The 24483-nt window shown below is 72.7% G+C and carries 20 protein-coding genes and 1 pseudogene; 10 read left to right on the plus strand and 11 right to left on the minus strand.

Features of this window, described 5'->3' with window-relative positions:
• Nucleotides 1-238 precede the first annotated feature (238 nt).
• Complete coding sequence (locus ACWEFJ_RS09635) at nucleotides 239-1294, minus strand: LacI family DNA-binding transcriptional regulator (RefSeq protein WP_449713459.1); 1056 nt, start codon at nucleotides 1292-1294, stop codon at nucleotides 239-241.
• Nucleotides 1295-1486: 192 nt separating this feature from the next.
• Between ACWEFJ_RS09635 and ACWEFJ_RS09640 the strand changes: the two genes are divergently transcribed.
• The 5 genes from ACWEFJ_RS09640 (at nucleotide 1487) to ACWEFJ_RS09660 (ending at nucleotide 7405) form a co-directional block, all read left to right on the plus strand.
• The gene (locus tag ACWEFJ_RS09640) at nucleotides 1487-2416 is read left to right on the plus strand and encodes a carbohydrate ABC transporter permease (RefSeq protein WP_449713460.1); all 930 of its coding nucleotides are present in this window, start codon (nucleotides 1487-1489) and stop codon (nucleotides 2414-2416) included.
• Nucleotides 2413-3336, plus strand: a complete 924-nt coding sequence (locus tag ACWEFJ_RS09645) for a carbohydrate ABC transporter permease (protein WP_449713461.1) — start codon at nucleotides 2413-2415, stop codon at nucleotides 3334-3336. Before ACWEFJ_RS09640 ends, ACWEFJ_RS09645 begins: the two co-directional genes overlap by 4 nt.
• A 51-nt stretch (nucleotides 3337-3387) precedes the next feature.
• On the plus strand, nucleotides 3388-4725 hold the full coding sequence (locus ACWEFJ_RS09650) for an ABC transporter substrate-binding protein (RefSeq protein WP_378090906.1): 1338 nt from the start codon (nucleotides 3388-3390) through the stop codon (nucleotides 4723-4725).
• 31 nt (nucleotides 4726-4756) lie between these two features.
• On the plus strand, nucleotides 4757-6505 hold the full coding sequence (locus ACWEFJ_RS09655; RefSeq protein WP_378090907.1) for a glycoside hydrolase family 35 protein: 1749 nt from the start codon (nucleotides 4757-4759) through the stop codon (nucleotides 6503-6505).
• A 345-nt stretch (nucleotides 6506-6850) separates the two neighbouring features.
• Nucleotides 6851-7405 carry a hypothetical protein gene (locus ACWEFJ_RS09660; RefSeq protein ID WP_378090908.1) on the plus strand — a complete coding sequence of 185 codons (555 nt, stop codon included), beginning with the start codon at nucleotides 6851-6853 and terminating at the stop codon, nucleotides 7403-7405.
• 216 nt (nucleotides 7406-7621) lie between these two features.
• Here ACWEFJ_RS09660 and htpG read toward each other — a convergent pair whose 3' ends face one another.
• The gene (htpG, locus tag ACWEFJ_RS09665) at nucleotides 7622-9541 is read right to left on the minus strand and encodes a molecular chaperone HtpG (protein WP_449713462.1); all 1920 of its coding nucleotides are present in this window, start codon (nucleotides 9539-9541) and stop codon (nucleotides 7622-7624) included.
• A 539-nt stretch (nucleotides 9542-10080) separates the two neighbouring features.
• Here htpG and ACWEFJ_RS09670 point away from each other — a divergent pair.
• Complete coding sequence (locus ACWEFJ_RS09670) at nucleotides 10081-10665, plus strand: nitroreductase family protein (protein WP_449713463.1); 585 nt, start codon at nucleotides 10081-10083, stop codon at nucleotides 10663-10665.
• 4 nt (nucleotides 10666-10669) lie between these two features.
• On the opposite strand, the gene ACWEFJ_RS09675 is transcribed toward ACWEFJ_RS09670, so the two are convergent.
• Nucleotides 10670-11101, minus strand: coding sequence for a PPOX class F420-dependent oxidoreductase (locus tag ACWEFJ_RS09675; RefSeq protein ID WP_378090911.1), 432 nt, complete (start codon nucleotides 11099-11101; stop codon nucleotides 10670-10672).
• Between the two features lie 132 nt (nucleotides 11102-11233).
• On the opposite strand from ACWEFJ_RS09675, the gene coaD reads away from it, so the two are divergent.
• Nucleotides 11234-11644, plus strand: a complete 411-nt coding sequence (gene coaD, locus ACWEFJ_RS09680) for a pantetheine-phosphate adenylyltransferase (RefSeq protein ID WP_378090912.1) — start codon at nucleotides 11234-11236, stop codon at nucleotides 11642-11644.
• Between the two features lie 172 nt (nucleotides 11645-11816).
• On the opposite strand, the gene ACWEFJ_RS09685 is transcribed toward coaD, so the two are convergent.
• Together ACWEFJ_RS09685 and ACWEFJ_RS09690 are read right to left on the minus strand one after the other, a co-directional pair.
• The gene (locus ACWEFJ_RS09685) at nucleotides 11817-13613 is read right to left on the minus strand and encodes an ABC transporter permease subunit (RefSeq protein ID WP_449713464.1); all 1797 of its coding nucleotides are present in this window, start codon (nucleotides 13611-13613) and stop codon (nucleotides 11817-11819) included.
• On the minus strand, nucleotides 13610-15079 hold the full coding sequence (locus ACWEFJ_RS09690; protein ID WP_449713465.1) for an ABC transporter substrate-binding protein: 1470 nt from the start codon (nucleotides 15077-15079) through the stop codon (nucleotides 13610-13612). The genes ACWEFJ_RS09685 and ACWEFJ_RS09690 overlap by 4 nt, the downstream gene beginning before the upstream one ends.
• Before the next feature lie 46 nt (nucleotides 15080-15125).
• On the opposite strand from ACWEFJ_RS09690, the gene ACWEFJ_RS09695 reads away from it, so the two are divergent.
• Nucleotides 15126-15992, plus strand: a complete 867-nt coding sequence (locus ACWEFJ_RS09695; RefSeq protein WP_449713466.1) for a DUF3152 domain-containing protein — start codon at nucleotides 15126-15128, stop codon at nucleotides 15990-15992.
• Between the two features lie 6 nt (nucleotides 15993-15998).
• On the opposite strand, the gene ACWEFJ_RS09700 is transcribed toward ACWEFJ_RS09695, so the two are convergent.
• From ACWEFJ_RS09700 to ACWEFJ_RS09710, 3 genes are all read right to left on the minus strand, one after another.
• Nucleotides 15999-16451, minus strand: coding sequence for a VOC family protein (locus ACWEFJ_RS09700; RefSeq protein ID WP_378090915.1), 453 nt, complete (start codon nucleotides 16449-16451; stop codon nucleotides 15999-16001).
• A gap of 55 nt (nucleotides 16452-16506) precedes the next feature.
• Nucleotides 16507-17862: a serine hydrolase domain-containing protein gene (locus ACWEFJ_RS09705; RefSeq protein WP_378090916.1), complete on the minus strand. Its 1356-nt coding sequence runs from the start codon at nucleotides 17860-17862 to the stop codon at nucleotides 16507-16509.
• Nucleotides 17863-17937: 75 nt separating this feature from the next.
• Nucleotides 17938-18513, minus strand: coding sequence for an LOG family protein (locus tag ACWEFJ_RS09710; RefSeq protein ID WP_378090917.1), 576 nt, complete (start codon nucleotides 18511-18513; stop codon nucleotides 17938-17940).
• Between the two features lie 38 nt (nucleotides 18514-18551).
• On the opposite strand from ACWEFJ_RS09710, the gene ACWEFJ_RS09715 reads away from it, so the two are divergent.
• Nucleotides 18552-19205 carry a class I SAM-dependent methyltransferase gene (locus ACWEFJ_RS09715; RefSeq protein ID WP_378090918.1) on the plus strand — a complete coding sequence of 218 codons (654 nt, stop codon included), beginning with the start codon at nucleotides 18552-18554 and terminating at the stop codon, nucleotides 19203-19205.
• Here the strand turns inward: ACWEFJ_RS09715 and ACWEFJ_RS09720 are convergent.
• The 3 genes and pseudogenes from ACWEFJ_RS09720 to ACWEFJ_RS09730 form a co-directional block, all read right to left on the minus strand.
• Nucleotides 19166-19656 (minus strand): annotated as a pseudogene (locus ACWEFJ_RS09720) (SDR family oxidoreductase); the annotation flags it as partial. The gene ACWEFJ_RS09715 and the pseudogene ACWEFJ_RS09720 overlap by 40 nt on opposite strands.
• Nucleotides 19657-20117: 461 nt before the next feature.
• Nucleotides 20118-20669 carry a hypothetical protein gene (locus tag ACWEFJ_RS09725; protein ID WP_449713467.1) on the minus strand — a complete coding sequence of 184 codons (552 nt, stop codon included), beginning with the start codon at nucleotides 20667-20669 and terminating at the stop codon, nucleotides 20118-20120.
• A gap of 196 nt (nucleotides 20670-20865) precedes the next feature.
• Nucleotides 20866-21933, minus strand: coding sequence for an ABC transporter substrate-binding protein (locus ACWEFJ_RS09730; protein ID WP_449713468.1), 1068 nt, complete (start codon nucleotides 21931-21933; stop codon nucleotides 20866-20868).
• A gap of 396 nt (nucleotides 21934-22329) precedes the next feature.
• Between ACWEFJ_RS09730 and ACWEFJ_RS09735 the strand changes: the two genes are divergently transcribed.
• A complete protein-coding gene (locus ACWEFJ_RS09735) occupies nucleotides 22330-24432 on the plus strand; it encodes a cellulase family glycosylhydrolase (protein WP_449713469.1) in 2103 nt (700 codons plus the stop codon).
• The last annotated feature ends 51 nt before the right edge of the window (nucleotides 24433-24483 follow it).

Genomic DNA, 24483 nt, shown 5'->3' on the forward strand with positions numbered 1-24483 from the left:
GTCGGGCGCAGGGCAAGCCGGGATGCGCCGCGTCAGGCACGGGCGAGCCGCGATCGGGCGGGACGAGCCGGGCCGGGTCGGGGCCTGGCGGGCCGAGAGCCGGGGCGGCGGTCGGGACCGGCGGGAGGCAGAGCGGGCGCGGGCAGGTCGGCCGCAGGCGGGGCAGACACGGGGCGGGACCGGCGCGGGGCAGACGCGAGGTGGGGTGCGCGCGAGGCAGGTCGGGCGCGGGGGCGGGTCAGGCGCGGGGCGGGGCCGTGCTGTCGCGCAGGACCAGCCGCGTCGCCACCAGGCTGGTGCCCGGCTCCACGGGCTCGTCGCGGACCTGGCGCAGGACGCGCTCGACGCAGCGGCGGCCGACCTCGGTGAAGTCCTGGTGCACGGTGGTCAGGGGCGGCACGAACGACCCGGAGTCCGGGATGTCGTCGAAGCCCACCACGCTGACGTCGTCCGGCACGACCCTGCCCCGCTCGTGGAACGCCCGCAGCAGCCCCAGCGCCATCTGGTCGTTGGCCGCGAACACCGCCGTGCAGCCCGGCTCGTCGGCCAGCGCCAGCCCGGCGCGGTAGCCCGACTCGGCCGACCAGTCGCCGCGCGCGAGCGGCGGGACCGGCCGACCGGCCCGTTCCAGCTCGGTCCGCCACGCCGACGCCCGCCGCTCGGCCGCGAACGACTCCTCCGGCCCGGCCACGTGCCACACCGTGCGGTGGCCGAGGTCGAGCAGGTGCCGGACGGCCTGGCGCGCGCCGTCGACCTGGTCGGTGTCCACCACGCTGTAGCGGTCGTCGGCGTCGGAGTCCACGACGACGACCGGCACGCCCGACGGGAGGCTGACCGTGGCGGCGTCGAGCAGGTGGATCTCCATGATCACGATCACCGCGTCCACGGCCAGCTCGCCGAGGCGGGTGAAGGCGCCGAGCACACCGTCCCGGGTCGGCACGGCGACCGGGATCAGGGTGATCGCGTAGCCCTCTTCGGCGGCGTGGTCGACGATCGCCTCCAGCGTCCGGCTGTTGCCGACCGTGGACAGCGTGAACAGGATGACGCCGATGGTGCGGAACTGGCCGTACTTCAACGCCCGCGCCGCGCTGTTGGGCCGGTACCCCAGCTCCTTCATGGCCGCGAGCACCTGCTCGCGGGTGGAGCCGACGACCCCCGGGTGACCGTTGGACACCCGCGACACCGTCTGCGCCGACACGCCGGCGCGGCGGGCGACGTCCGCCATGGACACCCGGCGGGCACGCCCCGCGGGCGGGTCCGGTGGCACCCCGGCGGCCGACCTGGTCAGGCTCACGCTGGACAACTCCCTCCCGCGCCGAGCCTTGACGCCACGGCACCGCGCTGCCACTATAGCGCCGAAATGTTTGCGTAAACATCCCCTCCGCCGATCAGACCCTTTCGCGTCGGGATCCCGCAGGGCCGATGATGTTTGCGCAAACATCACGCACGACGGGTCGCGACGACGCGGCGGGAAGCGAGGAGCACGGTGGCACCACCTCCACCCGCCACGGCCGTGCCCGGCGTGGTGTCGCGGAGCCGGGCGCGCCGGCGGCGGTCGTGGGTCGGCTGGCGGTTCGTCGGCCCGTTCCTCGCGGTGTTCGCCCTGGTCTTCCTCGCGCCGATCGCCTACTCGATCCACCTGAGCCTCTTCCGCGACCGGCTGGTGGGCGGCAACTCGTTCGTCGGGCTCGACAACTACCGCCAGGTGCTGGCGGACCCGCTGTTCTGGGCCGCGGTCGGCCGGGTGTCGCTGTTCCTCGTCGTGCAGGTGCCGGTGATGCTGTTCCTGGCGCTCCTGGTGGCGCTGGCGATCGACAGCGGACGGCTCTACGGCCGCAACTTCTTCCGCCTGGCGGTGTTCCTGCCCTACGCCGTGCCCGCGGTGGTGGCGTCCCTCATGTGGGGCTTCATGTACGGCACGCGGTTCGGGCTCGTCGGCAACATCAACGAGGCGTTCGGCGTCACCCTGCCCGACCCGTTGTCGCCCGACCTGGTCCTCGCCTCCATCGGCAACATCGTGACGTGGGAGTTCATCGGCTACAACATGCTGATCTTCTACGCCGCGCTCCAGGTCGTGCCCCGGTCGCTGTACGAGTCGGCCGAGATCGACGGCGCGAGCCAGCTGCGGGTGGTGCTGTCGATCAAGCTGCCCGCGCTGCGCGGCGCGCTGCTGATCGCCACCATCTTCTCGATCATCGGCAGCTTCCAGCTGTTCAACGAGCCGAGCATCCTGCAGAAGCTCGCGCCGAACGCGATCACCACCTCCTTCACGCCGAACCTGTACGCCTACTCCCTGTCGTTCTCCGGTCGGCAGTTCAACAACTCGGCCACGGTGGCGATCGTCATGGGCGTGCTCACGATGGTCGTGGCCTACCTCGTGCAGTTGCGCGGCATGCGGAAGGACGGCGCACGATGACCGCACCCACCCGGACCCGGGCGAGCGGGACCCGGGTCGCCCCGTTGCGCCCGGCCTCCCGACCGCGCGCCGGCCGCCGACCCCGGCGCAGCGCGCTGCTCACCGCGCTGACCGCGCTCGTCGCCCTGTACTCGCTGGTGCCGCTGGCGTGGCTGCTGATCAACGCCACCAAGACCCAGGCGGGCCTGTTCTCGTCGTTCGGCCTGTGGTTCGGCGACGACTTCGCGTTGTGGGACAACGTCGGGCGCACGCTGACCTACGACGACGGCATCTTCCTGCGCTGGCTGTCCAACACCCTGCTCTACGTGGTGGCGGGCGCGGGCGGCGCGACGCTGCTCGCGGCCGTGGGCGGGTACGGGCTGGCGAAGTTCGACTTCCCCGGCAAGCGCGCGGTGTTCGCGGTGGTCATCGGCGCGGTGGCCGTGCCCGGCACCGCGCTCGCCGTGCCGACGTTCCTGATGTTCAGCCAAATGGGGCTGACCAACACGCCGTGGTCCATCATCGTCCCCAGCCTGATCTCGCCGTTCGGGCTCTACCTGATGTGGACGTTCGCGGCCGACGCGATCCCGGACGAGCTGCTGGAGGCGGCACGCCTCGACGGCGCGGGCGAGTTCCGCATCTTCTTCCGCGTGTGCCTGCCGCTGCTCGCGCCCGGCCTGGTCACCGTGCTGCTGTTCACGTCGGTCACGACGTGGAACAACTACTTCCTGCCGCTGATCATGCTCAAGGACCCGGACTGGTACCCGCTCACGGTGGGCCTGAACGCGTGGAACGCGCAGGCCACCACCGCGGGCGGGCAGGCCGTGTTCGACCTCGTGATCACCGGCTCGCTGCTGACCATCGTCCCGCTCATCGCGGCCTTCCTGCTGCTCCAGAGGTACTGGCAGTCCGGGCTGGCCGCGGGCGGGGTCAAGGGCTGACCCGCCCACCGCACCGCTCCCCCGTCCCGCATCGGAAAAGGTCGTCGCACCGTGATCAGACAACGCCGTCGCTCCGCGTTCACCGCACTGGCGGGCGCCCTCGCGCTCGCCCTGGCCGCCTGTGGTTCCGGCGGCTCCGACACCGACGCCCGGGAGCAGGTCTCCGCCCAGGACGTGCAGGCCGCGCTGGACGCCGGCGGCACGATCAAGGTGTGGGCGTGGGAGCCCACGCTCAAGGAGGTCGTCGCCGGGTTCCGGCAGAAGTACCCCAAGGTCAACGTCGAGCTGGTCAACGCGGGCACCGGCGACAAGCAGTACACCGCGCTGCAGAACGCGATCGCGGCCGGCTCCGGCGTGCCCGACGTCGCCCAGGTCGAGTACTACGCGCTGCCGCAGTTCGCGCTGGCCGAGTCGGTCGCGGACCTCAGGTCGTTCGACGCGGGCTCGTTCGACGGCAGGTTCACCCCCGGCCCGTGGACCTCGGTGCACGCGGGCGAGGGCATCTACGGCCTGCCGATGGACTCCGGCCCGATGGCGTTGTTCTACAACAAGGAAGTGTTCGACAAGCACAACATCGCGGTGCCGACCACGTGGGACGAGTACGTCGCCGCGGCCCGCGCGCTGCACGCCGCCGACCCGAAGGTCTACATCACCAGCGACACCGGTGACGCGGGCTTCACCACCAGCATGATCTGGCAGGCGGGCGGCAAGCCGTACGAGGTCGACGGCACCAACGTCACCATCGACTTCTCCGACGAGGGCTCCCGGCGGTTCAGCACCCTGTGGCAGCAGCTCGTGACCGAGAAGCTCGTCGCGCCGGTCACCGGCTGGAGCGACCAGTGGTACCAGGGCCTCGGCGACGGCAGCATCGCCACGCTGGTGATCGGCGCGTGGATGCCCGCCAACCTCCAGTCCGGCGTCGCGGCCGGTGCGGGCAAGTGGCGCGTGGCCCCCATGCCGCAGTGGGAGAAGGGCGGCAAGGCGGTCGCGGAGAACGGCGGCAGCGCGTTGTCCATCCCGACCGCCGGCTCGAACAAGGCGCTGGCCTACGCGTTCGTCAAGTACGCCACCGCCGAGGAGGGCGTGAAGACCCGGGTCGACGGCGGCGCGTTCCCCGCGACCACGGCCGAGCTGAACTCCCCGGAGTTCCTCGGCGCCGAGTTCCCCTACTTCGGCGGGCAGAAGGCCAACGAGGTGTTCGCGCAGGCCGCGAAGGACGTCGTCCCCGGCTGGTCCTACCTGCCGTTCCAGGTCTACGCCAACAGCATCTTCAACGACACCGTCGGCAAGGCGTACGTGTCCGGCACGACGCTGGCCGACGGGCTGAAGGCGTGGCAGGAGTCGTCGGCCAAGTACGGCCGGGAACAGGGCTTCACGGTCGGACCGTGACCGCCGGACCACGAGCACACAAGGGGAGCGCATGAGCGTGCTGGGCATCGCCGACGACGGCTTCACCCTCGACGGCGCGCCGTTCCGGGTGATCTCCGGCGCGTTGCACTACTTCCGCGTCCACCCGCGGCAGTGGGCGGACCGGATGCGCAAGGCGAAGTGGATGGGCCTGAACACCATCGACACCTACATCCCGTGGAACCTGCACGAACCGCAGCGGGGTGTGGTGGGCGCGGAGGCGGGGCTCGACCTGCCGCGGTTCCTGGACCTGGCGCGGGAGCACGGCCTGCACGTGCTCCTGCGCCCGGGACCGTACATCTGCGCCGAGTGGGACGGCGGCGGCCTGCCGCCGTGGCTGCTCACGGAGCCCGACATCCGCTACCGCAGCACCGACCCGCGGTTCCTGGACGCGGTCGAGTCCTACTTCGCGGCGCTGTGGCCGATGCTGGTGGACAAGCTGGCCACGCGGGGCGGCCCGGTGCTGGCCGTCCAGGTGGAGAACGAGTACGGCGCGTTCGGCGACGACACCGAGTACCTGCGCCGGTTGGCGGACATGCTGCGCCGCAACGGCGTGGACGTGCCGCTGTTCACCTGCGACCAGCCCGCCGACCTCGCCCGGGGCGCGCTGCCGGGCGTGCTGCGCACGGTCACGTTCGGCAGCCGCGTGGCGGAGTCGCTGGCCGCGTTGCGCGAGCAGCAGCCGACCGGCCCGCTGATGTGCTCGGAGTTCTGGAACGGCTGGTTCGACGACTGGGGCGGGCACCACGTCACCCGGTCCGCGGCCGACGCCGCCGCGACGCTGGACGAGGTGCTCGCCGCGGGCGCCTCGGTGAACCTCTACATGTTCCACGGTGGCACGAACTTCGGCTTCACCAGCGGCGCCAACGACAAGGGCGTGTACCGACCGATCACCACCTCCTACGACTACGACGCGCCGCTCAGCGAGGCCGGCGACCCGACGCCCAAGTTCTTCGCGTTCCGGGACGTGATCGCCCGGCACGCGCCGGTGCCGTCGGGTCCGCCGCCGGAGGCCGGGCCGAAGCTGGCCGTGCCGGACGTGGCGCTGACCGAGAGCGCGCCCCTGCTGGACCACGTCGGCGTGCTCGGCGTGGCCAAGCCGGACGTCCGGCCGCTGACCATGGAGCAACTCGGCCAGGCGTCCGGGTTCGTGCTGTACGAGACCGCGGTGGAGCGGCCGGGCGCGGCCCTGCTGGACGTCACGGCGTTCGGCGACCGGGTGCAGGTGTTCGTCGCGGGCCGGCCGGCGGGCGTGCTGGAGCGCGAGCGGCACGAGCACGTGCTGGCGCTCACCGTGCCGTACGCGGGCGCGACGCTGGCGCTGCTGGTGGAGAACCAGGGCCGGGTCGACTACGGCCAGGGCATCCACGACCGCAAGGGCGTCACGGGGCCCGTGCTGCTGGACGGCGTGGCGGTGGAGGGCTGGACCAGCCGCGCCCTGCCGCTGGACGACCTCGCGGCCCTGCCCTTCGCGCCCGCGGCCGGGCCGGCGGTCGGCCCGGCGTTCCACCGGGGCGTGGTGCACGTCGACGCCCCGGCCGACACGTTCCTGTCGCTGGCGGGGTGGACCAAGGGCAACGCCTGGGTCAACGGCTTCCACCTCGGCCGGTACTGGTCGCGCGGGCCCCAGCACACGCTGTACGTGCCCGCTCCGGTGCTGCGGCCGGGGGCGAACGAGATCACCGTGCTCGAACTGCACGCCACGCGCCGCCCCGTGGTGGCGCTGGTGCCCCGGCCGGAGTTCCACCCGACCGAGCGCTGACCGGTCACCCCGCCTCGCCCGGTCAGGGCGGGGCGGGGTCTGCGGGTCGCCGACGTGCACAGGCACAGACGGATGGCCCCTGGCGGCACCACGGACACCAAGGAGGCGGCAGCTACCCGGTCTTCCCGACCTGGGGCGCGAGCATCTTCCGACGCGGGCGGCTCACCCGTGCGGGTCCGGGATTCACCGGCGGCGGTGACCCCGGGCCCGCGTTGCCGTCACCCGTACCCGCAGGTCCGCGGGCCCAATCCGACGATCGCTCGTCCAGGTCAACTTCGGGCGCGGGCCGGTCGGGGCGACCCACAATCCCCGAGGACGTGTTCCACGAAATCCTTGGAGGGTTCCATGTCGATCCGACCGAAGTCGCTGCTCACCGCGCTGGCCCTGTGCCTGGCCGCCACCGGTCTCGTGACCGGCGCGGCGCAGGCGCGCACCACGCAGGCCGTCGACCTGCCGGGGCTCGTGGCGCAGGCGAAGGAACGCGCGGCCTGGGAGCATCCCGGCGCGGACTTCTTCGGGGCGGATGCGGAGTTCGACTCGCCGATCTGGGAGCCGCGCGGGGTGGAGCGCTGGGCGCTCAACTTCTTCCCCGCCCGGGAGGAGGACGACGAGAGGCGGACCGGGTTCAGCTACGTCTACACCGTCGACGGCGAGTTCATCGGGGAACGGGAGTGGGCGTGGCGCTTCGGCATCCAGGTGGTCGAGGAGTTCGCCCTGGACCAGTTCCAGGCGCTCGACATCCTGCGGGATGCCGGCTACCGCGGGCCGTTCACCCAGCTCTACCTCGCGCAGCCCCTGGTGCCGAGGTCGCAGCCGACGTACTACTTCTGCTTCTCGCACGAGGTCGCGGGCGTGGGCGCGCACTCGCACCAGGTCTTCCGCGACCTGCTCTCCTGCTGACCCCGCCTGCGCCCGGCGCCGGCACCCCCGACGCCGGGCGCAGCCGCGTGACCTGGTGGACGCGACCGCGCGCGATGTCCCGACGACCGTTCCAGGAACGCCCGGCCGACCACGAGATCAGGACCGCGACCGGGTGCCGGCCTTCGCCCGCCAGCGCTGACGAGCCCCGGGGCGGGTGGCGGCCACCCGGGAGTGGCCGCCACCCGCGTCACGGGATCAGAGCGCCCGCTCCAGGTGCTCCGACATCAGCCGGACGAAGCGGGCCGGGTCGGGCAGGTCGCCGCCCTCGGCGAGCAGCGCCATGCCGTGGATCAGCTCGGCCGACTCGGCGAGCGACGCGTCGTCGCCGCCGCGCTGCGCGAACGCCTCCCGCAGGCCCGAGACCAGCGCGTGGTCGGGGTTCAGCTCCAGGATCCGCTTGACCGGCGGCAGCTCCTGGCCCATCGCCCGGTACATCTTCTCCAGGGTCGGGGTCAGGTCGTGCGCGTCGCCGACCACGCACGCGGCCGACGTGGTCAGGCGCGAGGACAGCCGCACCTCCTTGACCTTGTCGGCCAGGGTCTTGGTCATCCACCCGAGGAAGTCGGCGAAGTCCTTCTGCCGCTCCTCCGCCTTCGCCTTCTCCTCGTCGGTCTCCAGGTCGACCTGCCCCTTGGCGATCGACTGGAAGGTCTTGTCCTTGAACCCGGGCACCGCGTCGACCCACATCTCGTCGATCGGGTCGGTGAGGATCAGCACCTCGAAGCCCTTGGCCCGCAGCGCCTCCAGGTGCGGCGAGTTCTCCACCGTGGCCCGCGAGTCGCCGGTCATGTAGTAGATGTGCTGCTGGTCGTCCTTCATCCGCTCGACGTACTCGGCGAGCGTGGTCGGCTTCTCGGCGTCGGCCGTGGAGGCGAACGAGGCGATCTCCAGGATGGCGTCGCGGTTGTCGGGGTCGCTGAGCAGGCCCTCCTTGACCGCGCCGCCGAACTCGCGCCAGAACGTCGCGTACGACTCCGGCTTCTCGCTCATCAGGCCCTTGACCGTGGACAGCACCTTCTTCACCAGCCGGCGGCGCACGAGCTGGATCTGGCGGTCGTGCTGGAGCAGCTCGCGGGACACGTTGAGCGAGAGGTCCTGGGCGTCCACGACGCCCTTGACGAACCGGAGGTACTCCGGCATCAGCTCCTCGCAGTCGTCCATGATGAAGACGCGCTTGACGTAGAGCTGCACGCCCCGCTTGCGCTCCCGCATGAACAGGTCCAGCGGCGCCTGCGAGGGGATGAACAGCAGCGCCTGGTACTCGAAGACGCCCTCGCCGTGCATGCGGATCGTCTCGAGCGGCTTGTTCCAGTCGTGGCTGACGTGCCGGTAGAACTCGGCGTACTCGTCCTGGGTGACCTCGCTCGCGGGCCGCGCCCACAGCGCCTTGCGCGAGTTGATCGTGGTCGGCTCCGCGCCGTCCTCCTTGGCCATCCTGATGGGCCAGGTGATGAAGTCGGCGTAGCGCTTGACGATCTCGGTGATCTTGGCGGTCGACGTGTAGTCGGCCAGGTGGTCCTCGGGGTCGGCCGGCTTGAGGTGCAGGGTGACGGCCGTGCCCTGCGGCGCGTCGGCGACGTCCTCGATCGTGTAGGTGCCCTCGCCGGCCGACTCCCACCGGACGCCCTCCGCCGACCGGGGGTGCTTGGTCACCAGGGTGACCTTGTCGGCGACCATGAACGAGGAGTAGAAGCCGATGCCGAACTGGCCGATGAGGTCCTGCGAGGCGGCGGCGTCCTGGGACTCCTTGAGCTTCTGCAGGAACTCGGCGGTGCCGGACTTCGCGATCGTGCCGATCAGGCCGACCACGTCGTCGCGGGTCATGCCGATGCCGTTGTCCCGGATCGTGAGCGTGCGTGCCTCGCGGTCGACCTCGATGGCGATGTGGAGGTCGGAGGTGTCCGCGACCAGGTCCTTGTCGCGGAACGTCTCCAGCCTGAGCTTGTCCAGCGCGTCCGAGGCGTTGGACACCAGTTCGCGCAGGAACGTGTCCTTGTTCGAGTAGACCGAGTGGATCATCAGCCGCAGGAGCTGACGCGCCTCCGACTGGAACTCGAGCGTTTCCACGTTCGTCCTTTCTTGTCCGAGCGTTGCCGACCTCCGCCGACCCGTCATCGTATCCAGTCGCCGGACCGGCGGGGGCGGCCGGCGAAATGCGGTCGATCACGACGTCGGCGGTCTCCGTCGCCCTCACCGGCTCCGCGGCCGGTGAGGGGTCATGCGCACGCCGTACCCGCGCACGACCCACCTGCCGTGGTCGGCCCGCGCGACGGCGGACGACCTGCGGGTTGCCGAGGTGGGCGGGTCGCGGGGCCGCGAGGGTGGCGGACCTGCGGGGAGGACGTCTACGCACGTCACTCGATCGAGTACACCGGGTGGGGTTCTCCGGCTTCTCCCCGCGGGACCGGGACCGCGCGGCCCCGGCTCCGCGCCGTTCGGCGGGGTGGGCGGTGCTCGCGGCGTTCGAGGCGGCGGGCTCGTCGGACGTCCGCGCCCGGTCGGGGCGGCCGCCGTCCGGTCCCTGCCGCCGTGCTCGCCGATGTGGTTGCCTCGTGGCGGAGCGGGCTGTGCGGGGTCGAGGTCGACCGGGTGGGCAACGGCGACTTGCCGACCTCGCGCTGACGCCGCGGAGGCCGAGCGGAAGCGGGGTTGCGGTGGAGTTCCAGGACGTGGTGCGGCGCCGGCGGATGGTGCGCCGGTTCACCGACGAGCCGGTGTCCGACGAGAGCGTGCGGCGGATCCTGCGCAACGCGCTGCGCGGTCCGTCGGCCGGGTACTCGCAGGGGCAGGCGTTCCTCGTGCTGCGCGGCGAGGAGCGGACGCGGTTCTACGACTCGGTGCGCCTGTGGACCGTGGAATCGGTCAGGACCGCGCCGGTGCTCGTCGTCGCGTTCGCGGTGAAGGACGCGTACCTCGACCGGTACGCCGAGCCGGACAAGGGGTGGACCGACCGCAGCGAATCGCGCTGGCCGGTGCCGTTCTGGTACGTCGACACCGGCATGGCCGTGCTGCTGGCCCTGCAGACCGCCGTGGACGAAGGGCTGGGCGCGGTGTACTTCGGCATCGGCGCGGACGACTTCGACCGCCTCCGGGAGGAGTTCGGCGTGCCCGCCGACCACGTGCCGATCGGCGCGATCGCGATCGGGCACGGCGACGAGGACGAGATCGCGGAGGGCGCGTCGCCGCGGACCCGGAAGCGCCGGCCGTTCGAGGAGGCCGTGCGCTTCGGGCACTGGTGACGGGTCAGTCGACCTTGGCCCCGTACACCCGCTCGACCGCGATCGTCACCAGCACGCGGCGGTCCGACACCATGGCCGCCCGGTACTCGTCCCAGTCCGGGTGCTCGCCCGCGGCCTTGCGGTAGTAGTCGACCAGCGCCTCGACCTCGGGGCCGTGCGGGTCGTCGCCGGGGCCGACGATGGTCGCCGTGCCCTCGGCCGTGGCCCACTCCCAGCCGTTGGCGCTGGTCACCTCCAGCGCGACGCGCGGGTCGCGGCGGAGGTTGGCCACCTTGGCGGTGCCGGCGGAGGTGGACACCCGGATCACGCCGTCCTCCCGGTCGTAGGCCGGCGTGACCGGGGTCAGCTGCGGGCGTCCGTCGGCCTTGATCGTCGCCAGCACCCCGAGGCGGCTGTCCGCGAGCAGGGCGTGGGGGTCGAAGCGGTTGTCCGTCATGCCCCCACCAACCGCCGGCGACCGATCCCCTATTCCAGCCCGCCGCCACACGTTGGGGTGATCTTGTGCACGGGGTGCGCCGGGCCAGGTTCACCCGTTCCGACTACGGGGTCGCCATTAGCATGACGAACCGTGCGCGCCGTATTCCCGGGCTCCTTCGACCCGGCCACGCAGGGCCACCTCGACGTGGCGCGCCGGGTCGCCGGCATGTTCGACGAAGTCGTCCTGTGCGTCCTGACCAATCCGGCGAAGTCCGGGAGGCTGCCGCTCGCCGAACGGCTGGCCCTGCTGGAGGACCTGACCCGCGACCTGGACAACGTCACGGTCGACTCCAGCCCCGGCCGGCTGCTCGTGGACTACTGCCGCGGCGCCGGGATCGACGTGATCGTGCGCGGCCTGCGCACCCCGGCCGACCTCGGGCACGAGTTGCCGATGGCGCAGATGAACCGGCACCTGAGCGGCATCGAGACCCTGCTGGTCCCGACCAGCCCCGAGCAGGCATACCTCTCCTCCACCGTCGTCGCGACGACGGGACGGCGGTAACGCGGTCCCGGTGCCGGGAGCCGGCGTGGTCCGCGAAGCGGTCGGTGCCCACCAGGGGCGGAAACCGCCGGAGCCGCCCGGACCCGTTGTCCCGATGGGCGGCTCCCGGGTGCGGTGGGTTCACCGCACGGCGGGACGTCCGCGCGGCTCGAGAGGCAGGAGCGGGGCACGCTCACGGAGCAGGCGCATCGCCCGTCCGCGCAGGTCCGCCACGACTCCCGCCCTTTCGCTCCGCCGTGCCGCGATCATCCGCCCGCCGCTCGGGCGGGCGCAACGCGATCGTCGACAGCGAAACCGCCAACGTGGCCGTCAACGCCAGCATCACCGCCGGCGCCAACGCCGCCCAGGGGGCGCGTTCCAGGTAGGGCAGGGACTCGGCCAGCGCCAGTCCCCACTCCGGGCTCGGCGGCGGGGCGCCCAGGCCCAGGAAACCCAGCGACGCCAACGCCAACGCGATCCCCGGCAGCCGCACGACCGCGTGCCGGGCGACCGGTCCCGCGACGGCCGGGAGGACGTGCCTGGTCCACGTCCACCACGGCGGGGCGCCGAGGGCGCGCAGGGCGGTGACGTGCGTGGCCGCGCGGTTCTCCCGCACCAGGGCCGCGGCGTGGGCGGCGAGCGGTGGCCAGGACACCAGGGCCACCGCGAGGGACGCGCCCGCCGCGCCGGGTCCGGCGGTCGCCGCGACGAGGATGCCCGCGATCACCGGCGGCACGGCGTTGGCGGTCTCGGCCGCGCCCTCGGCCAGGCCCGGCAGGAAACCGACGACCAGCGCCACCGCGAACGAGCACGCGCACACCAGCACCGTCACGGTGAGCGTGGCCGCCGCGCCGTGCCCGAGCCGGGCGAGCACGTCACGGCCCACCGCGTCGGTGCCCAACGGGTGCGCCCAGCCCGGCGGGGCGAGGCGTGCGGCCGGGTCGACCCGCAACGGGTCGCCCAGCAGGCCCCAGCCGACGACGACCGCCGGCACGAGAGCGCTCACCGCGACCACCACGCGATGCGCCCGGCCCGCCCGCACCGGCACGGGCGGCGGCGCCGGCAGGGCCGCCGCCCGCAGCGCCGGTCCGAGCATCCGCCGTCGGACGAGGTCCACCAGCACCCCGCCCGCCGACCCGAGCAGCACGAGGGCGAGCACGGACCCCTGCAACAGCGGCAGGTCCTGCGCCTCGGCCGCGCCCAACGCGGTGCGGCCCAGGCCGGGCACCGCGAACACCACCTCCACCGCGACCGCTCCCCCGGTCAGCCCGACGGCGACCAGCCCGAGCTGGGGCAGCACGGCGGGCAGCGCACGACGTGCCGCGGCCCGTGCCACGACACCGGGCGGGCACCCCCACGACCGCCACAGCACGACCCACCGCTCCTCGAACACGGCGGGCGCCGCGTCGGCCACCAGCCGGCCCAGGATCCCGCCCGCCGGCAGGCCCAGCGCCAGCGCGGGCAGCACCAGGTGCCGCGGCTCGTGCCAGCCGAACGGCGGCAGCCAACCCAGCCACACCGACACCACCACGAGCAGCACCGCCGCCACCAGGAACTCCGGCAGCGCCGCGAGCACGGCCGACGCGGCCCCCGTGCCCGCGCGTCCCTTTCCCCGGGCACCGCGCACGAAGGCCGACGCCGACAACGCGCCCGCCACCACCACGGCGACCGCCAACGCCGCACCCATCAGCGACAACGACACGCCCGCCGCCGCGAGCACCGACGGCAGCACCTCGGCGCCGCCGACCCACGACCGGCCGAGATCGCCGCGCAGCACGCCGCCCAGCCAGTCGCCGAACAACGCCACCGGACCGGCGTCGAGCCCCAGCTCCCGGCGCACCGCGGCCAACGCCTCGGCCGTGGGCTCCTGCTCGGCGGAACGCGCCCGCAGCACCGACAGGGCCGGGTCGCGCCCGGACAACCACGGCAGCAGCCCGACCACCGCGACGACCGCGGCGAGCCCGACGACGCGGGCGACGAGCGCGGTCACCGCAGGCGGGTCGCGGACGTGACCAGCGTCCGCTCGCGCGGGTCCTTGGCCGAGTCGACCACCGACGTCGCGTCGCCCTGGATCACGCGTTCGTGCAGCATCGGGATCGCCGCGTCGGTCCGCAGCACCGCCGCCTCCGCCGCCAGGATCGCGGCCCGCCGCGCGTCGCCCGCCTCGGTGGCGGCGGCGGTCCGCACGGCCGCGTCCACGTCGCCGTCGCACAGCCGCGCGATGTTGAAGGAGCCGTCGCAGGTGAAGTCGGACCGCAGGTACGCCACGGGGTCGCCCGAGTCGAGCACGGTCGCCCGGGACAGGATGAACGCGTCGAACTCCCCCGCCAGCGCGTCCTCCTCGATGTGGGCGTACTCGCGCACGACCTGCGTCACGGTGAACCCGGCGTCCTGCAACTGCTGTTGCAGCACGGAGGCCACCTCGGGCAGCTCGGCGCGGTCGGAGAAGGTGGCCAGGGTGATCGCGGCGCCGTTCGGGTGGGTGGCGGCGGTGCGGCCGGTGAGCGGCGCGCGTCCGGCGGCGGCCCACGGCAGGGCCGGGCCGAGCAGCCCTTCGGCGACGTCGGCGCGGCCTTCGTACACGCCGCGGACCAGCTGCCCGGCGTCGACGGCCTCCCGCGCCGCGGCGCGCAACCCCGGATCCCGGAACGGTCCCGTCTTCGTGTTCAGGTACAGCGTGTTGGTGCGGGGCATCGGCACCTCGGTGATCGTCGCGGGGTCGAGCAGCGCGGCCTGCGACACCGGCACGGCCTCCGCGATGTGCGCCGCGCCGGCCCGGATCCCGGCGGCGCGGGCGGCGCCGTCCGGCACGAACGAGACGTCGATGCCCGCGGCGTTGGCCTTCGGGCCCCAGTAGCCGTCGTACCGGTCGAGCGCGGCGGTCGTCGTCCCGTTCACCGCCACCAGTTCGAACGGGCCGGTGCCCGTGCCGACCGGGTCGACCCGCCCGTCGGGGAGGTAGGCGCTCTCGGCGAGGATCGCCAGTTGCGGCGAGGACAGGCGGTGCGGCACCAGCGGGTCGGGCTCCCCGGTGGTGACGACCACGGTGTCGCCCCTCGCTTCGGCGGTCAGCTCCACGCCGTCGAGGATGCGGGGCTTGGGCACGGCGGCGGTGGCGCGGGTGAGGGTGTTGGCGACGGCGGCGGCGGTCAGCGCGGTGCCGTCGTGGAAGGTCACGCCGGGCCGGACGGTGAACTCCCAGGAGCGGTCGGAGACCCGCCGCCACGCGGTGGCCAGGCCGGGCCGGGCGTTGCCGTCCGCGTCGAGGGTGACCAGTGCTTCGGCGGTGGACCAGCGGGAGAGCTTGAACGCGTCGTCGCTGAACGGGGTCAGGCCGGACCGCGGCGGTTGCAGCATCGCGAGCTTGATCCGGCCGTCGGCGGCGGGTTCCGCGGTGGAGCACCCGGACAGCAGGAGGGCGCAGGCGGCGGCGAGCAGGGTGAGGCGGTGGCGCACGGGTCGTCCCAGCGTCGGGCGGACAGGGCCCGGCGAACCTAGCAACATGATTATCATTCTCAATAGTGGTGTGTGGGCAGCGCCACGCGGGCCGGCCGGTACGCTCCGGCGGTCACCCGACCGCCCACAGCCACCACGGGGTACTTCGCCGACCGGGAGTTCGCCGAACCCCGGGCGGGCAACGCGCGGTTCAGCGAGTCGGCCTTCTCCGGCGTCGAGTTCACCGCCCCCGCCCACCACGACGGCCCGGCCGACGACAACGGTCACGACCACCACGACCACCAGGCGGACGTACGCGTCCAGTTCGGACCTGCCCGACGGCGGACCCGTCCCGATCACCGGCCTCGGGACGTTCCACGAGGTGCCGGGGTCGTCGCCGGGCGTCGGGACGGGCGTCGTGCCCACCTACGCGGTGGAGGCGGAGGACGGGGTCGTCCACGACGAGCCGGGGTTCGCCGCGTTCGTGCAGGAGACCCTGCCCGACCCGCGCGGGTGGACGGCGCGCGGCGACGTGGCGTTCCGCCGGGTGACCGGGCCGGCGACCCCGCGCATCAGGCTCACGTCGCAGGACACCGCCCGCGCGGTGTGCGGCTACCGGATCCCGGTGGACGTGTCGTGCCGCGACGGCGGGCTGGTGCACCTCAGCGCGGCGCGGTGGGTGCGCGGCGCGGTCGCGTTCGACGGCGTCCTGGAGTTCTACCGTTGGTACGTGGTCAACCACGAGGTGGGCCACGCGCTGGGCGAGGGCCACCGGCCCTGCCCGGAGCACGGCGCGCTCGCCCCGGTGATGATGCAGCAGACGTTCGGCACGGCGAACGACGAGGTGGCCGCGATCACCGCGGGCGTGCCGCAGGGCGTCGCGATCCCGTCGGACGGCAAGGTGTGCCGCCCGAACGGGTGGCCGTTCCCGTGACCCGGCCTACGACGCGCAGAACTCGTTGCCCTCGGGGTCGCGCATGACCCACCAGTGCCCGGCGGGCCCCTGGTCGACCTCGCGCACGCGGGTCGCGCCCAACCCCTCCAGCCTGGCCACCAGCGCCTCCAGCCCGCCCGGCTCGCTGTGCACGTCGATGTGCAGCCGGTTCTTGACCGACTTGCCCTCGGGCACGTCCTGGAACAGGATCCGCCGGCCGCGCCCCACGCCGCTGGTCGGGTCGAACGGGTCGTCGGGGTGGCGGATCCCGGCGAACCCGCGGAACGTCCTGCGGCCGCCGTGCTCGACCACCGCGTCCTCGCCGAGGTGCCCGGCGGCGAGCAGTTGCCCGACGAGCACGCTCGGGTCCTCCACCTCGTACTCCAGCGCGGCGGCCCAGAAGTCCGCGAGCACGGGCGCGTTCGCGCTGTCCACGACCAGCTTCCAACTCAATGCCATGTAACTGGTTATAGTGGTTACACGGGCTCGGGCGCAAACCGGCGCGGCCACCGGGTCAGGCTCGCGCCTTGGGCGTCGCGCGCATGCTGAAGTGCAGGTACGGCGTGCCGTCGGGCAGCTCGTAGAACACCACGGGCACCCACGGCTCGTGCTCGTTGCGCCGCGCGGCGAACAGCCCGTCGTCCACCGGCACCAGCTCCGCGGTGGTCACCGCGTTGATCGCGGCCAGCTCGCCGATGCTCTCGCCGCGCAGGTGCAGGACGCCGTCCCGCTCGACCACCCGCACGTCGTAGCCCTCCCGCCGGTAGTTGCCGACGTGCGGGGCGATGTCGACCACGGGCGGCTCGGCCGGCGGCTCGAACCGCGGCACCGAGACGCCCGCGTGCTCGGTCAGCAACTCCGTGAACAGCCGCTGGTACACCTCGGCCGGCACGCCGCCGTTGGTGAGCAGCACGGCCGCCACGCCCGCCTCGGGCACGACCCGCAGGTACGCCTTCTGCCCCACCGTCGCGCCGTCGTGGCCGATGACCCGGCCGCCGGGCCAGTCGTAGACGACCCAGCCCAGGCCCCACCGCGTGCAGTCGGCGCGGCTCGTGGGCAGTTCCACCCACGGCCGCGCCATCTCGGCCACCAGCGCGGGGTCCAGGATGACGGTGCCGTCCGGCGCGCGACCGCGGTCGAGGTGCAGGCGGGCGAAGCGGAGGACGTCGGCCGCGGTCGCGTTGATCGTCCCGGCCGGCCCCGCGGACCGCGACAGCCCCCACACCGGCGCGGGCACCGGCTCCTCGCCGGGGTCGCCGAGGTGGCCCAGGGCCGAGCGGAACATCAGCACGTCCTCGGGCAGCGTCACGGTGTGGTGCGCGCCCAGCGGGTCGAGCAGCCGCTTGCGCAGCGCGACGTCCCAGATGTCGCCGGTCAGCACCTCGATGATCCGGCCGAGCACGGTGAAACCGCTGTTGCTGTAGGACATCGTGACGCCGGGCGGGTGGTTCTGGCCCAGCCGGGCGCACGCCGCGACGTAGGCGGCCACGCAGTCGTCGCCGCGCCCGGTGTCGTGGAAGAAGTCGCCGTCGATGCCGCTGGTGTGCGACAGCAGTTGGCGGGTCGTGACCGTCTTGGTCGCCACGGCGTCGGCCACGGCGAACCCGGGCAGCACCGAGATCACCGGGGCGTCCAGGTCGAGCAGCCCCTCGGCGACCAGCTGCATGATGATGGTGGCGGTGTAGAGCTTGGTGATCGAGCCGATCTGGAACAGCGAGTCCGGGGTGGCCTCGACGCCGGTGCCGCGGTGCAGCACCCCCGTCGCGCACTCGTGGATCTCCCCGTCCACCAGGACCGCCAGTGACGCGCCCGGCACCCGGTGCGCCTCGCACAGCTCCGCCAACCGCCGCTGCCAATGTCCGATGTCCATCGCCCGCACCCCCCGCATGGCGTGAATCCGACCGCAAAAAGCCTTCAGGTTGACCACGTTACCCAGATCACTGATCTATGGGAGTGGTTTCTCCTCGGTCCAGGTGTAGTCGGGGATCCGGTAGTCGCGGCACCGCGCGAGGAGGCGGTCGAAGTCATCGTCCACGAGCAGCATTTCCCGGTACGGCGGTTTGAGGAACCCTTCCGCGACCATGTGGTCGACCATCCTGACCAAGTGCGTGAAGTACCCGTCGACGTTCAGCATTCCAACCGGTTTGGCGTGCAGCCCGAGCTGGGCCCAAGTCCACACCTCGAACATCTCCTCCAGGGTGCCCGCGCCGCCCGGGAGGGTGATGAACACGTCCGCCAGCTCGGCCATCAACGCCTTGCGCTCGTGCATCGACCCCACGACGTGCAACCGGGTGAGGCCGGTGTGCGCGACCTCCCACTCCACCAGGCTGCGCGGGATCACCCCGATCACCGTCCCGCCCGCCGCCAGCGCGCCGTCCGCCAGCGCGCCCATGGTGCCGATCCGGCCGCCGCCGTACACCACCTCGACGCCCTGCCCGGCCAGCGCCGCGCCGACCCGGCGGGCAACATCGACGTGCCGCACCCGCCCGCTGGAAGATCCGCAGAACACGCACACCCGCATGCGGACACGGTAGGCGAAGCACCGGGGAGGATGACGCCGTGGACGAAGACCTGCGCGCCAAGTGGGACCGGTACGCGCCCCGGTACGACCGGGACATCCGGCCGGCCGAACGGCTCTGGCTGGCGGGCGGTCGAGAGTGGGTCTGCGCACGGGCGGAAGGCGACGTGCTGGAGGTCGCCATCGGCACCGGGTTGAACCTGCCGCACTACCCGCCCGGCGTCCGCCTGACGGGCCTGGACCTCAGCCCGGCGATGCTCGACCGGGCCCGCGCCCGCGCGGCCGACCTCGGCCTGGACGTGACCCTGTGCGAGGGCGACGCCCAGGCGCTGCCGTTCGGCGACGCCGTCTTCGACGCGGTGGTGTGCTCGCTGGGGCTGTGCGGCGTCCCGGACGACCGCGCCGCCATCGCCGAGGCGCACCGCGTCCTGCGCCCCGGCGGGCGGCTGCTGCTCCTGGACCACGTCGGCAGCGACCGCCGGCCGGTGCTGTTCCTCCAACGCCTGCTGGAGAAGCTGACCCTGCCGCTGATCGGTGACCACCAGACCCGCCGACCCCTCCCGCTGGTGGAGGCGGCGGGCTTCACCGTGCGCCGCGGCGAACGCCTCAAGCTCGGCACCGTCGAACGCCTGGAGGCGGTCAAGCCGGCGGATCCGCGCCCCGACCCCGCGCCGCCGTTGACGCCGATCACCTGACCGGTGACGTGCCCCGCCTCCGGCGAGGTCGGGAACGCCACCGCCGCCGCCACGTCGGCGGGCCTGCCGGCGCGCCCGTTGGCGGGGTTGCCGACCAGCTCGCGCCGCCGCTCCTCGGGCAGCGGCGCGCCGAAGAACTCCGTCTCCTCCGTGACGCCCGGCGACACGACGTCGGCCGTGATGCCCCGGCCGCAGGACGGCGGCGGGCCAGGTCGCCGCCCGCGTTGTTCACCAGCACGACTTGTTCGGGCGACTCGGCCGACGCCGCCGCCACGGCCGCCGGGTCCGCCGCGTCGAACGCGACCGCCCGCGCGCCGGCCTCCGCCGCGGCGGCCGGCACGTCCTCGCGCCGGCCGGTGATCACCACGTCCGGGCCGCGCTTCACCAATTCGGCGGTCACCGCCTTGCCGATCCCCGTCCCGCCACCGGGCACGACCGCTGTTCTCGTCATGCGACGGTCATATCAGCCCGGATTCCCCGGGTCGATCCGCTCCTCGACCCGAGGATTCGTCGGAAATGTTCACACTCGTGAAGCGGAAGTCACACGATCGCTGCTCAAATTCAGCCGAAGGTGGAGTCGGCCGACCGCCGACGCCATTCCCGAACTAGCTTCCGACGAAAACCCGTGCCCGGTGGAGGTGTTCGTCGTGCAGGTCAACCCGTGGCTTGTCCTCGCGGCGAGGGCGAGGTGACGCGGCAGGGGGCAGGCGGTCCCGGCCATCACGGGCCCGATGGCCGGGCCAACGCCTCTACCTCGTCATGGACAACTCCCCGCCCACCGTCGCCCCGCGACGTCCGAGGCCGGGCCGCTCGACGCCGGCGCGATGTTCCCACCGACCTCCAGCTCCCGGCCGAACCGGACCGACGCCGAGTCCACCGCCCTGCGCTGCACAGCGATGCCCCAGGGCGGGCTCAACAGCTGAGGGAAACGGAAGGTGACTGGCCGACCAGGCGGATGGCCGGCGGGTAGTAGCCGGGTGGCGCGGTGAAGATGACGTCGGCCACACCGATGTAGCTACCGGCGGCGCACGGCGCCGAGGCGGGGGCGGAGAGGCTGGCAACGTTGGCCTGGACTCGTGCGCCGGTGCCGACGACGGTCGTCCCGCCCCGGAACAAGCCCGTGACCACGTCGATGCTCCCGACCGCGTAGTCGCACACCCCACGGCCCACCACGTTGATCGTGCCGGGGACGTGCGAGGAGTTGTGCGGGTAGTCGCTGATCGCGTTGCACGTGATCACCGGCGGGCCGCTCGTGCCGGCGGCCTCCCCCTGTCGGGAATCCAGTCTGCGCAAGACGACCGCCGATTCCGGGACCGCCTGCGTTGCCGGCGCCTGCTGTAGTCGAGATCGTTCGGCGGTGGCGGACGACGCGGTGGCCACACCGGACGAGGCCATCAGCGCGGCGGTCGCGGCTACCGCCATGACGACGGACGACCAAGCCGTGGCGCGGATTCGCATGGACATCTCACCTTTCCCGTCAATGGCAATGGAACGAGTCGCTCATTGCAGACAGGACGTTAGAGTTCACGTCTGGACGGACTCTGGACGGACTCTGGATGTCGATTGGACGGTGCCGGGAATCTTGATCGAGCTGCAGCCGTCGGACAAGGCGGCGCAGGTCCGGGCGATCAGGCGGATCCGTCGCCGGGCCGATCAGGGGTCAACGTTCCGAGGTGCGGCATTGGACGACCAGCTCGCCCGACACCGGCACGAGCGGCGCGCGGCGGTTGTCCACGACCGCGAGGGACGGTCGCGGACCGCCGCGCCACTGCCCGCCCGCCAGCGGCAGCGTCGCCACGCCCGGCACGGGACCGCGGGTCCAGTCGAGCACGCCTGCCACCGTCGCCAACCGGGTCCGCGACAGCACCTCGGTGACCGGGGTGGACGCGTCCGCCTCGCCGAGCGCGTGCACCGCGACCTCGAACAGGGCGTGCGCGAGCCCGAGCGGTTGCAGCCACGCCGACCCGGTGGCGTCCTCGTAGGCGCGGGCGAGGTCGCGCGGCGTCCGCCCGCCGCGGCCGACGTGCTCGTGCTCCGGCGTCCACGAGACGATCGTGGCGACCCGCGCCAGCCCGTGCCGGGCCACGCCGAACGGGTCGGTCAGCCACCGCGAGCACGTCACCAGCCGGGGCCGTCGCGCCCGCACCACCTCGGCCAGGTCGGCGGCGGTCGCGGCGCTCGTCACCACTTCCACGTCGCCGACGGCGGGCACGACGCCGCTCGACTCCCGGTACGGCAGGTCGACCAGGCGGTGCCCGCGCGCGGTGGCGACGGGCGCGAACCACCGCCGCAGCGCGCCGCCCTGCGGGCCGTCGTTCCACACGCACCCGACGGTCCGCGCCGCGCCCAGCCGCTCCCACAGGTCCGCGAACACCGACGCGATGTCGTCCACGCCCCAGCAGAAGTGGAACGCCGTCCCCGGCCACCGCCGGGTGTGGTGGAACACCTGCCAGGGCAGCGTCGTGGACACGCACGGCACCTCGCGCTCGGCGCAGGCGTCCACGACGGCGGGCAACGTCGTCGTGCCGCCCAGCGTCACCACGACCCGCGCGCCGGCCCCGACCGCGGACCGGACCGCCGCCCGCGCGCCCGCCGGCGTCGAGCCGGTGTCGCGCAGCAGCACCTCGACGGGCCACGGCAGGGCCGTGGCGACGAACTCCAGCGGCACGCCGAGCGGCGACAGGCGCCCGGTCCGCGCCAGGACGACCCCGATCTTCGGAAGCGGCACGCCGGGCAACCTAGCGAGACGGCCCGTTCCACGATCGGGCGATCCCCGACCGGGTCAGCCGCTTTTCGACGCGCCTTCGTCGAACACGTTCGACGGATTTGTCGAATGGCAGCCCGGTCGCACGTCGAATGATTTCGACCCGGAACCCGAATTCCGCATCCGCCGACCGCGCCGCGCTGTCGATTCCAGTCGAAACTCTTGCGTCACCCATCCGTTACCGCCAACATCATGGCGAGGCAGCGCCGGAACACGCCGCCGCGCCCGGTCTCCCGTCGCGGCGCGCCGGTGTGCCGGGCGGCGACCGGCGCATTCGAGTGCACACCGCGCCCGGCCACGACGTCCGCGCACGTTCGGTTCCCACCCCTCCCGCTGCCGCACGCGATTACGAGGAGCGTCATGGCCGATATGCGCGACAAGCTGAGAAAAATCCGTTGGCGGGTTGGCCTGCTGGCCACCGGAATGGCCTCGCTGCTCGCCGGCATGGGTGTTGTCGCGGTCACCGACGCCCAGGCGGCGGCGGGCTGCCGGGTGGCGTACTCGGTACCCAGCCAGTGGCAGGGCGGGTTCAGCGGCAACGTCACCATCACCAACCTGGGTGACCCGATCGCCGGGTGGCGCCTCACGTGGGCGTTCCCGGCCGGGCAGACCGTGACCCAGGCGTGGAACGCCACCGTCACGTCGTCGGGCGGCCAGGTCACCGCGACCAACGTCGGCTACAACGCCAACATCCCCACCAACGGCACGGTGTCGTTCGGCTTCAACGGCTCGTGGTCGGGCTCGAACCCGGCCCCGACGTCGTTCGCGCTCAACGGTGTCAACTGCACCGGCGACACGACGACCACGACCACCACGACGACCACCACCACGACCACGACCACGACCACCACGACCGGCAACCCGCCGACCGGTGACGCCATGGCGCGGGTCGCGGAGATGCAGCCCGGCTGGAACCTCGGCAACTCGCTCGACGCCACCGGCAGCGACGAGACCTCGTGGGGCAACCCGCGCATCACCGAGGCGTTGCTGGACAACGTCCGGGCGCAGGGCTTCAAGAGCATCCGCATCCCGGTCACGTGGAGCGCGCACCAGGGCGGCGCGCCGGGCTACACCATCGAGGCGGCCTACCTCGCGCGGGTGAAGGAGGTCGTGAACTGGGCGTTGGCCGACGGCTTCTACGTCATGGTCAACATCCACCACGACTCGTGGCAGTGGATCAACGCCATGCCGACCGACCGGACGAACGTGCTGGCCCGGTACAACGCGGCGTGGACGCAGATCGCGGCCGCGTTCCGGGACGCCTCGCCGAAGCTGATGCTGGAGAGCGTCAACGAGCCGCAGTTCGCCAACAGCTCGGGTGACGCCCAGAACGCGCAGCTGCTGGACGAGCTGAACAAGTCGTTCCACCGGATCGTGCGCGCCTCGGGCGGCAACAACGCCACCCGCCTGCTCGTGCTGCCCACCCTGCACACGTCGTCGGAGCAGGCGCGGGTGGACGAGCTGGTCGCCACCTTCACCGCGCTGAACGACCCGAACCTGATCGCGACGTTCCACTTCTACGGCTACTGGCCGTTCAGCGTGAACGTGGCGGGCGGGACGAAGTTCGACGCCACCGTGCAGAAGGACCTGACCGACTCGTTCGACCGCATGCACAACGCGTTCGTGGCCCGCGGCATCCCGGTGATCCTCGGCGAGTACGGCCTGCTGGGCTTCGACCGGCACACGGGCACCATCCAGCAGGGCGAGAAGCTGAAGTTCTTCGAGTTCCTCGGCTACTACGCCCGCACCAAGAAGATCACCACGATGCTGTGGGACAACGGCCAGCACTTCGGCCGCACCTCGTTCCAGTGGAGCGACCCGGAGCTGTGGGCGCAGATCAAGTCGAGCTGGACGACCCGGTCCGGCACGGCGTCGTCGGACCAGGTGTTCAGCGCCAAGGCGTCGGCGGTCACCGACAAGACGCTGACGCTCAACCTGAACGGCACCACGTTCTCCGGCCTGCGCCAGGGCTCGACGGACCTGGTGCGCGGCACGGACTACACGGTCAGCGGCGACCAGTTGACCATCAAGGCGTCGCTGATCACCCGGTTGAGCGGGTCGCGGGCGTACGGGACGAACGCCACCCTGCACGCCCGGTTCTCGGCGGGCGTGCCGTGGCGGATCAACCTGGTCACCTACGACACGCCGGTGCTGTCGAACGCGACCGGCACGACCGGCGCGTTCGCCGTCCCGACCCAGTTCCGCGGCGACCAGCTCGCCACCATGGAGGCCAGGTACGCCGACGGCACCAACGCCGGGCCGCACAACTGGACCTCGTTCAAGGAGTTCGACGTGACCTTCGCGCCGAACTACACCGCGAACACGACCGTGCTGAAGCCCGAGTTCTTCGCCGAGGTCAACGACGGCGCGCGGGTGACCTTGACGTTCCACTACTGGAGCGGCGCGAAGCTCACCTACTACGTCACCAAGTCCGGCACGTCGGTCACCGGCTCCACCTCCTGACCGGTCGCGCCACGGCGCCGGCGGCCCGGAACCCCTCCTCCGGGCCGCCGG

This window comes from Actinosynnema sp. NPDC004786, from assembly GCF_053601135.1.

Excerpts from the sequence above, each read along its gene's own strand:
- htpG (WP_449713462.1), bottom strand. The coding sequence starts at position 9,541 with ATGACGGGTCGGCGGAGGTCGGCAACGCTCGGACAAGAAAGGACGAAC.
- ACWEFJ_RS09710 (WP_378090917.1), bottom strand. The coding sequence starts at position 18,513 with ATGCGGGTGTGCGTGTTCTGCGGATCTTCCAGCGGGCGGGTGCGGCAC.
- ACWEFJ_RS09735 (WP_449713469.1), top strand. The coding sequence starts at position 22,330 with ATGGCCGATATGCGCGACAAGCTGAGAAAAATCCGTTGGCGGGTTGGC.
- ACWEFJ_RS09675 (WP_378090911.1), bottom strand. The coding sequence starts at position 11,101 with ATGACGGACAACCGCTTCGACCCCCACGCCCTGCTCGCGGACAGCCGC.
- ACWEFJ_RS09645 (WP_449713461.1), top strand. The coding sequence starts at position 2,413 with ATGACCGCACCCACCCGGACCCGGGCGAGCGGGACCCGGGTCGCCCCG.
- ACWEFJ_RS09700 (WP_378090915.1), bottom strand. The coding sequence starts at position 16,451 with ATGGCATTGAGTTGGAAGCTGGTCGTGGACAGCGCGAACGCGCCCGTG.
- ACWEFJ_RS09695 (WP_449713466.1), top strand. The coding sequence starts at position 15,126 with ATGATTATCATTCTCAATAGTGGTGTGTGGGCAGCGCCACGCGGGCCG.
- ACWEFJ_RS09705 (WP_378090916.1), bottom strand. The coding sequence starts at position 17,862 with ATGGACATCGGACATTGGCAGCGGCGGTTGGCGGAGCTGTGCGAGGCG.
- ACWEFJ_RS09660 (WP_378090908.1), top strand. The coding sequence starts at position 6,851 with ATGTCGATCCGACCGAAGTCGCTGCTCACCGCGCTGGCCCTGTGCCTG.
- ACWEFJ_RS09655 (WP_378090907.1), top strand. The coding sequence starts at position 4,757 with ATGAGCGTGCTGGGCATCGCCGACGACGGCTTCACCCTCGACGGCGCG.
- ACWEFJ_RS09725 (WP_449713467.1), bottom strand. The coding sequence starts at position 20,669 with ATGTCCATGCGAATCCGCGCCACGGCTTGGTCGTCCGTCGTCATGGCG.